The organism is Pseudomonas sp. S5F11 (assembly GCF_019641515.1).
GTDB lineage: Bacteria > Pseudomonadota > Gammaproteobacteria > Pseudomonadales > Pseudomonadaceae > Aquipseudomonas > Aquipseudomonas rhodesiae.
In genome coordinates this window covers 2,299,637-2,312,997 of record NZ_JAIFJZ010000001.1, presented here as the reverse complement: position 1 = coordinate 2,312,997, position 13,361 = coordinate 2,299,637, and the positions used below count along the sequence as shown (strand labels likewise).

The following is a 13,361-nucleotide window of genomic DNA, read 5'->3' as shown; positions in this document are numbered from 1 at the left end:
AGCCCCGTCGCCGAAAAGACAGGGCTTGTTGTGCAGATTTACTTGATGCGCTGACCCGGCTTGGCGCCACTGTCAGGGCTGAGCAGGTAGATTTCTTCACCGCCAGGCCCCGCCGCCATCACCATGCCTTCGGAAATACCGAACTTCATTTTCCGCGGCTTGAGGTTGGCGATCATCATGGTCAGGCGACCATCGAGTTTGGACGGGTCCGGATAGGCGCTCTTGATCCCGGAGAACACATTGCGCCGCTCATCGCCGATATCCAGGGTCAGGCGCAACAGTTTGTCGGCACCTTCTACCGCCTCGGCCTTGACGATGAGGGCAACGCGCAGATCGATGGCGGCGAAGGCGTCGAAATCGATTTCCGGGGACAGCGGATCCTTAGCCAGTTCGCCATTGCCGGCCGGTGCGGCGTCGCCGGTGTCGGTCTGGCTGGCGGCCAGGTCTTCTTTCGAAGCGTCGGTCATGGCTTGTACCTTCACAGGGTCGATGCGCGTCATCAGCGGCTTGAACGCGTTCAACGGGTGGTTGGCGAGCAAGGTGGCGTGGTCGTTCCAGGTCAGGGGGGCGACATTCAAGAACGCCTCGGCATCGGCGGCCAGCAGTGGCAGCACCGGCTTGAGGAAGATCACCAACTGGCGGAACAGGTTGACGCCCGTGGCGCAGATCGCCTGCACCTCAGCTTCTTTGCCTTCCTGTTTGTTCAGCGACCATGGGGCTTTATCTGCGATCCAGGCGTTGGCGCGGTCGGCCAGGCCCATGATCTCACGCATGGCGCGGGCGAAGTCGCGGGCTTCATAAGCATCGGCGATGCTCGGCGCGGCGGCCAGGAAGGCGTCGGTCAGTTCCGGTGCGGCATTCTCGGCCACCATCACGCCGGCATTGCCCTTGTGGATAAAACCGGCGCAACGGCTGGCGATGTTGACGACTTTGCCCACCAGGTCAGAGTTGACCTTCTGTACGAAGTCTTCCAGGTTCAAGTCCAGGTCGTCGACACCACGGCCAAGTTTGGAGGCGTAGTAGTAGCGCAGGTATTCCGGCGACAGGTGGTCCAGGTAGGTGCGCGCCTTGATGAAGGTGCCACGGGACTTGGACATCTTCTGACCATTGACGGTCAGGTAGCCGTGCACATTGATGCCGGTCGGCTTGCGGTAGCCCGAGCCTTCAAGCATTGCTGGCCAGAACAGGGCGTGGAAGTTGACGATGTCCTTGCCGATGAAGTGATACAGCTCGGCCGTGGACTCCTTGCTCCAGAACGCGTCGAAGTCCAGCTCCGGCGTGCGGTCGCAGAGGTTCTTGAAGCTGGCCATGTAGCCGATCGGCGCGTCCAGCCACACATAGAAGTACTTGCCTGGCTCGCCTGGAATCTCGAAGCCGAAGTACGGCGCATCGCGGGAGATGTCCCACTGCTGCAGCCCGGCATCCAGCCATTCGGCGATCTTGTTGGCCACGGCGTCCTGCAAAGTGCCGCTGCGGGTCCAGGTTTGCAGCATCTGCTGGAAATCCGGGAGCTTGAAGAAGAAGTGCTGGGAGTCCTTGAGCACCGGGGTGGCGCCGGAAATCGCCGACTTGGGATCCTTCAGGTCGGTGGGGGCGTAGGTGGCACCGCATTTTTCGCAGTTGTCGCCGTACTGGTCTTCAGTGCCACACTTGGGGCAGGTGCCCTTGATGAAGCGGTCGGCCAGGAACATTTTCTTTTCCGGGTCGAAATACTGGGTGATCGAGCGAGTTGCAATGTGGCCGGCTTCTTTCAATCGCAGGTAGATCTGGCTCGATAGCTCGCGGTTTTCTTCGGCGTGGGTCGAATGGAAGTTGTCGAAGTCCACCAGGAAATCGGCAAAGTCGGCGCTGTGTTCAGCCTGCACATTGGCGATCAGTTGTTCCGGCGTGATGCCTTCCTTTTCGGCGCGCAGCATGATGGCCGAACCGTGGGCGTCGTCCGCGCAGACATAAATGCATTGATTGCCGCGATGCTTCTGGAAGCGCACCCACATATCGGTCTGGATGTACTCAAGCATATGGCCAAGATGGATGGAACCATTGGCATAGGGCAGGGCGCTGGTGACGAGGATCTTGCGTGGCTCGGACATGGGGCTCGGCTACTTGATGAAACGGAGGTCGGCCACTATAAAGCGCCGGCAAATTTATTTCACCCCGTGGCGTTGTTTCAGCATCCTGCAAACTGTCGAAAGCATGCCGTTACGTGGCCGGAACGGTTAGGATAGCCGCCTGTTTCAGTCAGTCTTTTTCGGGAGTAGCCCATGAGCGCCGTGAATCGCGCAGCGGTGGAAGCCGTTCTTCGCCAGTACACCGACCCCTATTTGAACCAGGACCCGGTGAGCGCCGGCTGTGTGCGAGCCATCGAGGTCCAGGGCGATCAAGTCTCGGTCCAGTTGGAGCTGGGCTACGCCGCCGGCCTGTTCAAGAACGGCTGGGCACAGATGCTGCAGATGGCCATAGAAGGTTTGGACGGCGTACGTTCGGCCAAGGTCGATATTCAATGTGTCATCGCCGCGCACAAGGCGCAGGCGCAGATCCCGGGCTTGGCCAACGTCAAGAATGTGGTGGCAGTGGCGTCCGGCAAGGGCGGGGTGGGCAAGTCTACTACGGCGGCCAACCTGGCCCTGGCCCTGGCCCGCGAAGGCGCACGTGTGGGCATTCTCGACGCCGATATCTACGGGCCGAGCCAAGGCGTGATGTTCGGCATCGCCGAAGGCACGCGGCCGAAGGTCAAGGATCAGAAGTGGTTCGTGCCTATCGAGTCCCTGGGCGTGGAAGTAATGTCCATGGCGTTCTTGACCGATGACAACACGCCAATGGTCTGGCGAGGGCCGATGGTTTCCGGCGCGTTGTTGCAACTGGTCACCCAGACAGCCTGGGGCGACCTGGACTACCTGGTCATCGATATGCCGCCCGGCACCGGTGATATCCAGCTGACCCTGGCGCAGAAGGTGCCGGTGGCGGGTTCAGTGATCGTTACCACGCCTCAGGATCTGGCGCTGCTGGACGCGAAAAAAGGCGTGGAGATGTTCCGTAAGGTCAACATTCCGGTGCTGGGCGTCGTGGAAAACATGGCGGTGCATATCTGCTCCAATTGCGGTCATGCCGAGCATTTGTTTGGTGAAGGGGGCGGCGAGAAGCTGGCCACCCAGTATGGCGTCGAGCTATTGGCCTCGCTGCCGTTGTCGATGCTGATCCGCGAACAGGCTGATGGCGGCAAGCCTACGGTAATGGCTGAGCCTGATAGCCAAATCGCCATGATTTATCAGGAACTGGCCCGCCATGTGGGCGCGCGGATCGTGCTGCAGGAAGCGGCCATGCCATCCATGCCGACGATCACTGTCAGCGAGGATTGAGGCGAGGAGGGGGCGATTACGCTTTTGCGCAATGTCTCATGTAAGCATTCGCTTACTTTTTCGTAAGCGAATGGTTTTTTTCCTCGCCCTGGGTGGCTAAAAAATGCGAAAGACTTTTCTATCTTATTGAAACATAACAATTATTTAGGGGTGTTCTGTTACGTCGGCGTGCTGGAGTGGATGTAGCATCCCGTTGAACTTCCCTTGGAACTCTCTAACATCAGTCCTGTGTCCACGGATTGACACGGCCATCAAGGAACGATGGTTAAAGGAATATCGCGGGATGCGATTCATCAGGATGATGAAAAGGAATAAAGGGACTAAGGAAAAAATGTGGGCGGGTCATACCGCCCCTTTTTTCGCCTGTAGAAAAGTAAAAGCAGGTCCAGGAAATGCAAAAAGGCCCGCAAGGGGCCTTTTGAGGAACGGTGAGGCTATCAGCGTTCGAGGTCGGCGATTTTGCCGGTCTTGCCATCCCACTCTTCGGCGTCAGGCAGAGCGTCTTTCTTCTCGGTGATGTTGGGCCAGATATCGGCCAACTCAGCATTCAACGCGATGAAGTTTTCCATGCCGGCAGGCACCTCATCTTCAGAAAAAATCGCTTGGGCCGGGCATTCTGGTTCACACAGGGCGCAATCAATGCACTCGTCCGGGTGGATGACCAGGAAGTTCGGGCCTTCGTAAAAGCAGTCCACCGGACAGACTTCTACGCAGTCGGTGTACTTGCACTTGATGCAGTTGTCGGTGACGACGAAGGTCATTTCTAATTTTCTCCTCAGGCGGCGGCAGCGAAACCCTTAATGGCAGGGCTCGCGAGGTTCGGGAGCGATAGTCTGCAGGCCAGGCTAAAAGCCAGCAGCATCCCAAACCGCGCGAGAGTCTACCAGTTTGCAGGCCTGTGCGTTATATCCGAGTCTTCAGTGCATATAACATTTCGAGTGCTTTACGCGGCGTCAGATCGTCCAGCTCCAGCTTGGCCAGTTCATCCAGCACGGGGTGGGGCAGGCTGGCGAAGAGATCGCTCTGATGTGGCGCGGCACTTTGTCGCTGAGTCTTGGCGGGACTGACTACCGCAGTTTCGTGGGGTAACGCAGTGGTTTCCAGGCGACTGAGGTGTTCGCGGGCGCGGCTGATCACGTCGTCCGGCACACCGGCCAGTTGCGCAACAGCCAGGCCGTAGCTTTGACTGGCCGGCCCCGGCAATACATGGTGCAGAAACACGATACGCTCGTTGTGCTCGGTCGCGTTCAAGTGCACGTTGGCCACCAGCGGCTCGCTTTCCGGTAGTACGGTCAGCTCGAAATAGTGGGTGGCGAACAGCGTGTAGGCGCGTAGGTGTGCCAGGCGCTCGGCGGCGGCCCAAGCCAGGGACAGCCCGTCGAAGGTGCTGGTGCCGCGACCCACTTCGTCCATCAGCACCAGGCTGCGTTCGGTAGCGTTATGCAGGATATTGGCGGTCTCGCTCATTTCCACCATAAAGGTCGAACGCCCACCGGCCAGGTCGTCGCTGGAGCCGATCCGGGTGAAAATCCGGTCTACCAGGGACAGCTCGCAACTGGCCGCCGGCACAAAACTGCCGATATGCGCCAACAACACGATCAACGCCGTCTGGCGCATGTAGGTGGATTTACCGCCCATATTCGGACCGGTGATCACCAGCATGCGGGTATCGTCATCCAGCGACAGATCGTTGGCGACGAACGGCGTGGTCAGCACCTGCTCCACCACCGGGTGACGCCCCTGCACGATGCGCATGCATGGCTCGCTGACGAACCGCGGACAGTTGAGGTCGAGGTTGAGGGCGCGTTCGGCCAGGTTGCTCAACACGTCCAGTTCCGACAACGCTGCAGCCGTGTCTTGCAGCGGCGCCAGTTGGCCGATCAAGTCTTCGAGCAGCGCCTCATACAGCATCTTTTCCCGCGCCAAGGCTCGGCTTTTGGCTGACAGTGCCTTGTCTTCGAACTCCTTAAGCTCCGGGGTGATAAAGCGTTCGGCACCTTTAAGTGTCTGGCGGCGCTGATAGTCGATCGGTGCCTGCTCGGCCTGTTTGCTGGGCAGCTCGATAAAGTAGCCATGCACGCGGTTGTAGCCGACCTTCAGATTGGCCAGGCCAGTGCGGGCTTTTTCGCGGGCTTCCAGGTCGATAAGGAATTGCCCGGCGTTTTCGCTCAGGGCTTGCAACTCATCCAGTTCGCTGTCGTAACCGGTCTTCAGTACGCCACCGTCACGGATGATGGCCGGCGGGTTATCGATGATGGCTTTTTCCAGCAGCGCCGCCAGTTCCGGGTAGGTGCTGGTGGTCACGGCCAGTTGTTGCAGGTGCGGCGCGTCCAGTTCCGTCATGGCTGCTTGCAATTGCGGCAGGGCGCCGAGCGCATCGCGCAGGCGCGCCAGGTCGCGCGGGCGCGCATTTCGCAGGCCGATCCGCGCCAGAATGCGCTCGATATCGCCGATTTCCTTGAGCTGCGGCTGCAGCTTTTCAAAGCGGTAACCATCCAGCAGGCAGGTGATGGAGGATTGGCGTGCTTGCAGCACCTTCAGATCCCGCAGCGGACGGTTCAGCCAACGGGTCAGCAGGCGGCTGCCCATGGCGGTCTGGCAACGGTCGACCACCGATTGCAAAGTATTGTCGCGCCCGCCGGCCAGATTGGTGTCCAGCTCCAGGTTGCGACGGCTGGCGCCATCGAGCACCACGGTATCGTCCAAGCGTTCGTGGCGCAGGCTGCGCAAGTGCGGCAGGGCGGTGCGCTGGGTTTCCTTGGCATAGCTGAGCAGGCAACCGGCGGCGCCGATGGCCAGGGTCAGGGTTTCGCAACCGAAGCCTTTAAGGTCTTGCACGGAGAATTGCTGGCACAGGCTCTTGAGCGCCGAGTCACGCTCGAAATCCCACGGCGCGCGACGTTTGGTCCCACGCCGTTTTTCCGCCGGCAAATCCTTGGGCCAATCGTCCGGGATCAGCAACTCCACGGGATTAATGCGCTCCAGCTCCGCCAGGAGGTTCTCCCAGCCCTTGATCTCCAGGACTGTGAAATTGCCGCTGGTGATATCCAGCACGGCCAGGCCGAACAAGCGCTCATCCCCCAGCACCGCCGCGATCAAGTTATCGCGACGCTCATCCAGCAGCGCTTCATCACTCACCGTACCCGGCGTAATGATGCGCACCACCTGACGTTCCACCGGGCCTTTGCTGGTGGCCGGATCGCCGATCTGCTCGCAGATCACCACCGACTCGCCCAGCTTTACCAGCTTGGCCAGATAGCCTTCGAGGGAGTGGTAAGGAATCCCACACATCGGAATTGACTGCCCCGCCGACTGCCCGCGCGCGGTCAGCGTGATGTCCAGCAACTTGGCAGCCTTCTTCGCGTCTTCGTAGAAGATCTCGTAGAAGTCGCCCATGCGGTAGAACATCAACTGATCAGGGTGCTGGTTTTTCAAGCGCCAGTACTGCTGCATCATTGGGGTGTGGCTTGAAAGGTCTGTCATACGGGGCGTTCAGCTCTTCCTGTCTATTTGACAAAGTACATCTGTCTAATACTACAGGGATTTTTTCGGCATTGTCGGCGGGAGGCCCACGTTGATTTTACGCAGGCGCAGATAACGTTGCGTCATCTTTGCATCGGTATGGCCACCGAGCTTCTGTGCGTCGTTGCCCTGGTCGTCCGTGTCGGAAAGCGACTTGGCGCGCAGGTCATGGAGGCTTGCATCTTCAACGCCGGCCTTCCTGCAACTGATTGCGAAGGCATCTTTCACCGAGCTGTAGTGCACTGGCTTGCCGCCGCGCGGGGAACAGAACAGCGTGAGCCCACGGATCTTCCTAGGCAGCGCCTTTGCGCGCGCGATCAGGTCTTCCAGGTCTGGAGTCATTTGCACCAGCAACCTTGCGTTCGTCTTCTCCTGCTTGAATGCAATGCCTTCGGCGCTGATGTCGGCCAATCGGATGGACAGCACATCACCGATGCGCTGGCCGGTCAGGTAGCACATCTCGTAGATGACGCGCATGTTGTCGCTTGAGTTGGCGCAGATCGCCTGGAACTCGCCATGGGTGATGTACCTGTCGCGCTTGTGTTCTAGGTGCCGCCGTACGCCGATGCACGGATTCGAGTCGACGATCTGCTGCTCCAGTGCGTAGGTGAACACCGCCCGCAGTACCGAGATCACCCGGTTCGACATGTTCGGCGTGTCCGCCATGTGCAACTTGAGCGCCACGACGTGGCGTTGAAGCACCTCGCGCGGCTCGAAGTCGGCGAAGGTCTCCTTCAGCCGCTCGCAAGCCGCCTCGTACTGCTTGAGCGTGTTCGGCTTCAGCGGCGGCTTTGTCCTGGTGCGCATGTGTTCCAGCGCGTCGTCGATCAGTTTGGGCATTCCGCCCATGCTGCGCTTGTCCAGAAGCATGGCGTACTCAGCGAGAGACGCCTGAAAATCCGTGCCAAGGCGCAACCACTTGCCCTTGCGGACTAAGTAGTAGGCGCCGTGCTTCTGGTACATGCACGCTGGCAGGTGCCGGTCCTTCTTGCGCGGTCGCATCTATCTCACCTCAGCACAGCCGCAACTCCGGCCCCTTCCTTGATTGAATACCACCCAGTCGCCCGATGACAACTTGGCGCAGCACCTTCGGGTGACCATCACCACCTACCGCGAACCCGTATCGTTCTGCGGTCAGCCACTTTATCTGTGCCCCTGGCTTCTTGTAGCCGGTCAGGTCGGCAACTTCCTCTGCTGTCAAAAACATTTCTACCTCCCGCCCACCGTGGGCCGCGCTGTCTTGATGATGTGGATGGCCAGGCCGAAGCTGATCAGCAGCCAGGCGCATGTGCCGGCGAAGGCGTAGAGCAGTGCCTCGGTGGTGCCGGTGTCCAGCAGGTCAAGCCCGGCCCATAAGAACCAGCCGAGGGTTCCTACCAGGTACAACAGGGCGCCCAGTACAGTCAGGGTGAGTTTCATAGCGAACATGGGGTGTCCTTGCCGCGCTGGGCGGCAGAAGGTGGGTTATTGGGTTGGCTTTGTGTAGCTCAGCTTCCACTCGACGGCATCGGCGCCGAAATCCTTGGCGGTAAGCTCGATGGTTCCGAACGGCCAGTAGTAAGCAAACTCACCAGTTCGCTCGCAACCGGCCAAAATGCTGCCGCAGGATAGGCGCACATCAATCAGGTCTACGGCTGGGTCTTCCTCTGGGTCGGCGTCTTGCCAGTTGCCCTTGAGGGTGAGGACCTGACTGACCACGTCTTCAATTTCAAACCCGCCGCGATTGCCCATGATTGAACTGATCTGCCGCATTCCGCTGACCCATCGATCCTTGCGGACAATTGCCCCGTCATCCCGGAATTCGTAGTCCTCTACCTTCTCGTGGCGAAATTCAGGCTTTCGGAAATCCATCTCGGTTACTTGTCTGCTCATGGCATAGCTCCGCCCGCCGCTCACCGGCAGGCATGTAGGGGGATTGGGGTTATGGAAGCGTGCTGCCGATTTGTGCTGCGACGGCGGTGATTGCTCTGCGGAGCGCGCCACCTCGGCCCGCGTCATCGGTCCAGCCGATGTTCTCGCCGAAACCGCGGCGCTCCACCATCACGTATTGCAGGTTGGTGAGCCAGAGGATGCTGAGCTGAAGGCTTGTTGCCAGGCGCTGCGCATCGCCGTCATTGGTCAGCGGGGACCAGACGACATCCAGTCCTGACTTTTTATCGACAATCCACATCCCGCCGGAAGGGCAGTGGCGGTTTTCTTCGAGATCAATGCCTGCCGCCTTCGCCGCCAGATCCAAAAGCTCACAATCGTTCATGGCTTTGGACCTCGGTAGATGAAGACGTAGGCGAACCAGAGGGTGGCGATCATGGCGTCACCCGCTTGAACTCGACCACCCAGACCCGCTGATCGCCGAAGCTTTCAGGGCCGTTTATCTGCTGCCACAAATCCCGAAACCAAAGCCACGCGTCCATATCGCTACCGCCAGTTTCCGCTTGCCGATCTGCTGGATATCCCTCGCGCCGGCATTGGTCGGCGCTGATGTCCTGCAACCGCTCGACGCGCACGTCGGTGATCTCCAGCAGGATGCGGCAGGCCCAGCGCGGCATGTGGATGCTGGGTTTCCAGGTTGGCTGCTCCTGCTCGTACGGGGTCAGCCCGTCGGCGGCGTAGACCAGCGTCCCGTCCTCGAGCGCTTCACGGATGTCCAGATCATCCGGCTTGAGGTAGGGTCCGCGCATTACTTCGAAGTGATCGCAGTACCAGGTCTCGCGCACCCACAGCCGGTCGCCTGGCTTGCCATAGGGGCAGTCAGCGATGATTTGTGCTTTGGCATTCGGATAAAGCCAATGGCCGCCCCGCTTATTTTTGAAAGTCAGCATTGGGCCGATCATGTCGACCATGCGTACTTCTGGCTGCGGTTTCACCGCCCGCCGCGTGACCGTCTTCCGACCTTCCAGGATGGCGCGCACCATCGGCGCCGAGAACAGGATGGGGCGTTCCTTTATTTCAGGCATGACTTCGTCCTTGCCGCTATAGCGGCTGACTTTGAAGGGAGAGGGGTACGGATGTACTCCTTAGATGATTACGACGCTTATTGCTCTTGGCATCGCTTCAATAACTCGCTGCACAGCAACGATTCAGACATACTCGAACGGCTCTTACTATCAATGGAGATAATCGCGTGAAGGAATTCTTGAATAGGGACAGTTTTTTATTGGCTTCCCTGCCGGTACTAGCGTTTGTCGTATCATTTATTTTTGAGATGGGGTATGCGGATGCGTTTGGGTATGATTACTATTTTATTGAGGTTGATTTGAAAGTTATGGTAGTTGCGTTGGTTTGTGTGATTGTAGTCTTGCTTCCATTGTTTGTTTTTCTTTACGCTTTTTTGTTTTTACTGCAGTCTGACTCTAAAAAAATACGCGCTGCTGCACTTCCTTTGTTGTACCCGGTGTTCACTATGTTCGGCTTCTACATTACGGGATTTCAGTCGACAGTGATGAAAGTTCTCCTTTCGGGCTCTTTTGCTTATCTAGCATGGACCCTTATAAAAATACTATATAAAGCTAGATCTAGAGGGCTGGAGCACGCGCTCAGCGAATTTGCAGACTCAGAGGGAGTGCTCGAACGGAGTAAATCGGAAGTGCCCGCTAGATCTATGATATTTCGAGACTATCTCTACATGTGGGCATCGGTGTTAATTTTTACACTCTGCGTAGTGTTCATGATTCGGGGTATAGGGTTCGGCGTTGCACATTGGAAAACCAATTATTCAACCGTAATGCTTGATGGTGAAGAGTATGCTCTTGTTGCTGCTTATGGAGATAGGTTTGTTGCAGCTGGGGTTTTTGAAGATCGATACAATTATAAAATATCAATTATCCCTAAAGAATCCGAAGTTCTTAAAGATATAAAGTCCGCTCGTTTTTCGGACTTCATTTCTTTAGGGTTATGGCTTAGGTAGGGTTGCACTTAAGCCGCCACTGATTGAAAAGATGACAATCGCCACGGGTCGTTGGCGCGTGCCAGCGCTGCCATCGGCGGCGGGCTGACGCTGTTACCGCACATGTGCACCTGCTGGGTTTTGGTAAACGGCTTGCCGTCGGCACCGTGGCTGATGATGTAGTCGGCTGGGAAGCCCTGGGCCTTGTACAGTTCGGACGGCTTCAGCATCCGCAGGCAGATGTCGACGATCACGTAGGGGGCGCCCTTGACCATCACGGTGACCATGGCCAGGCGGTCCTTGGTGGTGATCGTCGGCGCCGGCGAGTCGCAAGCGCTGATGTTCTCGGTACCGTAGTAGCTGATCAGGAAAGCGGCTACGCGGAGGGCACCGGCTTCGTGTTCGGGCGAAAGGGTGAGCGAAACCAGCGAACTCTTGCCCCCGCCACCGGCGGTAATGGTTGGCGCCGGTTCCTCCAGGCCCTGGCCAATGCTGCCGCCGAATGCCCGCTCCATGAATGCGCTCACCAACCCGTGGTGCTGGCCACCGGCGCTGACGGTGTGCAGCGGGTCATTGGCGTCCCGTGCATCGCAGTTGCCGCGCAAGTGCACCAGGTTTGCCGCCACCAGCTGTTGCTGGCTACCGGTGTTGGTCACCGTGGTCATCGGGTCTTCTATGCTCTTGGCGTCAGTGGTGTTGAAGCCGCCATTCATTTGCGCCATGAACACCGTGGATATGCCCATGGCGTGAGCGGCGCCGGCCGGGCGCTGATAGTTGCCGCCGCTGGTGATGGTCGGCAGTGGCTCATCCAGCGCCTTGCCCGCGTCGTTGAATCGAAACTTCACCAGGTGCGCGGCTGCGAGAGCGTGCTTCACGCCGCCGGCGACCACCGTACCCAGTGGTTGATCCAGACCAGGCACTCGCGGCTCCTGGCCCGGCCGCTCGCCGTACCCTGACTGAATCAGCGTGGGACTGATCAGCGTCAGCTCCCCGCGGTTTGCGCAGGTCACTGTCGGCAGCGGTTCAAGTGGATCATTGATTCGGTCGCTGCCCTGGTGGGTAGCTGGGGCAATGATCGGGCTGACCACCGAGAAGGCGCCGCCCTTCGGGTAGGAGGTGACGGTGCGCAGTGGCTCATCGGCAGACTGCACCGCCTCACCTGACCAGTTGGCTATCGGCACAATGAACGGCGACGCGCTGTCGATGACGAACTTCTTCATGCCCTTGGCAACGCGGCGCAGTGTGGCCGGGGCCAGGTCTTTCTTGCGGCCAAAGATGCTTTTGCCCAGGTCGGTGAAGTCGATGCAGTCGGCGGCTGTCTTCCACTTCTGCTGACCCTTGGTGGGGTTCTTGGCGTGGGTTGGCTCCGGCCACACGATTGGCTGGCCGTCGCACCTCGCAATCATGAACAGGCGTTCACGGCTGGTCGGCGCACCGAAGTCGCATGCCTTGATCACCTTCCACTCAACGACATAGCCCATGCCTTCCAGCAGGGCCACGAAACGGCGCCAAGTGCGGCCGCGCTGTTTCGGGTCAGGGATTAGGAACTGCTGGCCCACCGGGACAACCTCACCAGGTGCAGCAATGTTGCCGTCCAGCTTGACCACGCGGCCGGTGGCCTTGTCGCGCTTGGCGATCAGGCGGCCCCACTGAAGGATCTGCTTCACGTTTTCCAAGCTGATCACCCGGGGCCGCTTCATACCTGCCCACTTGAGCCCGATCCATGAAAGGTTCCGGATTTCGCGCTTGCGCGGCTGGCCGCCGGCCGCCTGGCTGTGGTGCGTGCAGTCCGGTGACATGTGGAACCAGCCGACCGGGCGGCCGCCGCACTCGGTGTCCGGATCACCCTCGAACACGTCGGTGGTGAAGTGCTTGGCACCTGGGTGATTGACGGTGTGCATGCTGATCGCTTGCGGGCTGTGATTCTTCGCCACGTTCACCGTGCGGCCCAAGCCCATTTCAAGCCCGGTACCGGCCCCGCCGCCGCCACAGAAGAAGTCGACAACGATCTCATCGTCCTGAGGGTTGAAGCCGAGTCCGTATTGGGTTTTGAAATCGAAGGGGTGTTTCTTCTGTTGTGCGGACATAGGGGATCCTCGCCTGCTGGCGTGATTCGTAAATTGGGTTGATGATTTGCACTCAGCAAAAACCTGACGGTGACTGCGATGAGCACGAAAACCGATGTGTAAGCGATACGCCTGATCGGCGCTGAGGTTGTCCGCCTGCTGAGCCTTCCTGATGAAGCGCTCGAAGCTGAGGTGCGCCCAGGACTTAAGTTGATCGCTGACCTGGCGAAGTGGCGTGACCTCGCCGGCCTGCCTGCTACTGAGCCGGCTGGCGTGATTCGTTAATGAGTGGGCTCATATGATTTCCCGCAGAACCAAAATCAGAAAATGAAGTCTTCATATTGGTTTGCAGCCATTAATTAAAACGGACAAAAAATCATGAGCCTAATTGACTGCCCTGAATGCTCTGCAAAAATCTCTGATAAAGCCTACTCCTGCCCCCACTGCGGAAATCCTTTTCGCGAGCCGCCATCTGGCCGCTATTTCAGCGAAAAAAACATTGGGCAGATTGCCGGGGTTACCGGCGTCTGGCTA

Annotated in this window: 12 protein-coding genes; 2 read left to right on the top strand and 10 right to left on the bottom strand. The window is 58.7% G+C overall.

What is annotated here, in order from left to right; all coding sequences use genetic code 11:
* Positions 1-38: 38 nt before the first annotated feature.
* Positions 39-2,090 carry a methionine--tRNA ligase gene (metG, locus tag K1567_RS10505; RefSeq protein ID WP_034096143.1) on the bottom strand — a complete coding sequence of 684 codons (2,052 nt, stop codon included), beginning with the start codon at positions 2,088-2,090 and terminating at the stop codon, positions 39-41.
* A 171-nt stretch (positions 2,091-2,261) separates the two neighbouring features.
* Here metG and apbC point away from each other — a divergent pair, with 171 nt between their 5' ends.
* Positions 2,262-3,356, top strand: coding sequence for an iron-sulfur cluster carrier protein ApbC (gene apbC, locus K1567_RS10500; RefSeq protein ID WP_034096144.1), 1,095 nt, complete (start codon positions 2,262-2,264; stop codon positions 3,354-3,356).
* Between the two features lie 437 nt (positions 3,357-3,793).
* Here apbC and fdxA read toward each other — a convergent pair whose 3' ends face one another.
* From fdxA to K1567_RS10460, 8 genes are all read right to left on the bottom strand, one after another.
* Positions 3,794-4,117 (bottom strand): ferredoxin FdxA, encoded by a 324-nt coding sequence (gene fdxA, locus K1567_RS10495; RefSeq protein ID WP_034096145.1) that lies wholly within the window; start codon positions 4,115-4,117, stop codon positions 3,794-3,796.
* Positions 4,118-4,259: 142 nt separating this feature from the next.
* Complete coding sequence (gene mutS / locus K1567_RS10490; protein WP_220698476.1) at positions 4,260-6,839, bottom strand: DNA mismatch repair protein MutS; 2,580 nt, start codon at positions 6,837-6,839, stop codon at positions 4,260-4,262.
* A 51-nt stretch (positions 6,840-6,890) separates the two neighbouring features.
* Positions 6,891-7,880 carry a tyrosine-type recombinase/integrase gene (locus K1567_RS10485; RefSeq protein ID WP_198712458.1) on the bottom strand — a complete coding sequence of 330 codons (990 nt, stop codon included), beginning with the start codon at positions 7,878-7,880 and terminating at the stop codon, positions 6,891-6,893.
* 10 nt (positions 7,881-7,890) lie between these two features.
* Positions 7,891-8,085, bottom strand: coding sequence for a DUF4224 domain-containing protein (locus K1567_RS10480; protein WP_005785292.1), 195 nt, complete (start codon positions 8,083-8,085; stop codon positions 7,891-7,893).
* Between the two features lie 2 nt (positions 8,086-8,087).
* Positions 8,088-8,306, bottom strand: a complete 219-nt coding sequence (locus K1567_RS10475; protein ID WP_220698475.1) for a hypothetical protein — start codon at positions 8,304-8,306, stop codon at positions 8,088-8,090.
* 36 nt (positions 8,307-8,342) lie between these two features.
* The gene (locus K1567_RS10470; protein WP_220698474.1) at positions 8,343-8,750 is read right to left on the bottom strand and encodes a hypothetical protein; all 408 of its coding nucleotides are present in this window, start codon (positions 8,748-8,750) and stop codon (positions 8,343-8,345) included.
* A 49-nt stretch (positions 8,751-8,799) separates the two neighbouring features.
* Positions 8,800-9,132: a hypothetical protein gene (locus tag K1567_RS10465; RefSeq protein WP_220698473.1), complete on the bottom strand. Its 333-nt coding sequence runs from the start codon at positions 9,130-9,132 to the stop codon at positions 8,800-8,802.
* Between the two features lie 49 nt (positions 9,133-9,181).
* Entirely contained in the window at positions 9,182-9,832 is a 651-nt protein-coding gene (locus tag K1567_RS10460) for a hypothetical protein (RefSeq protein ID WP_220698472.1), read from the bottom strand.
* A gap of 167 nt (positions 9,833-9,999) precedes the next feature.
* Between K1567_RS10460 and K1567_RS10455 the strand changes: the two genes are divergently transcribed.
* Positions 10,000-10,782, top strand: a complete 783-nt coding sequence (locus K1567_RS10455) for a hypothetical protein (protein WP_220698471.1) — start codon at positions 10,000-10,002, stop codon at positions 10,780-10,782.
* An 8-nt stretch (positions 10,783-10,790) separates the two neighbouring features.
* On the opposite strand, the gene K1567_RS10450 is transcribed toward K1567_RS10455, so the two are convergent.
* The gene (locus K1567_RS10450; RefSeq protein ID WP_220698470.1) at positions 10,791-12,848 is read right to left on the bottom strand and encodes a DNA cytosine methyltransferase; all 2,058 of its coding nucleotides are present in this window, start codon (positions 12,846-12,848) and stop codon (positions 10,791-10,793) included.
* Positions 12,849-13,361: the final 513 nt, after the last annotated feature.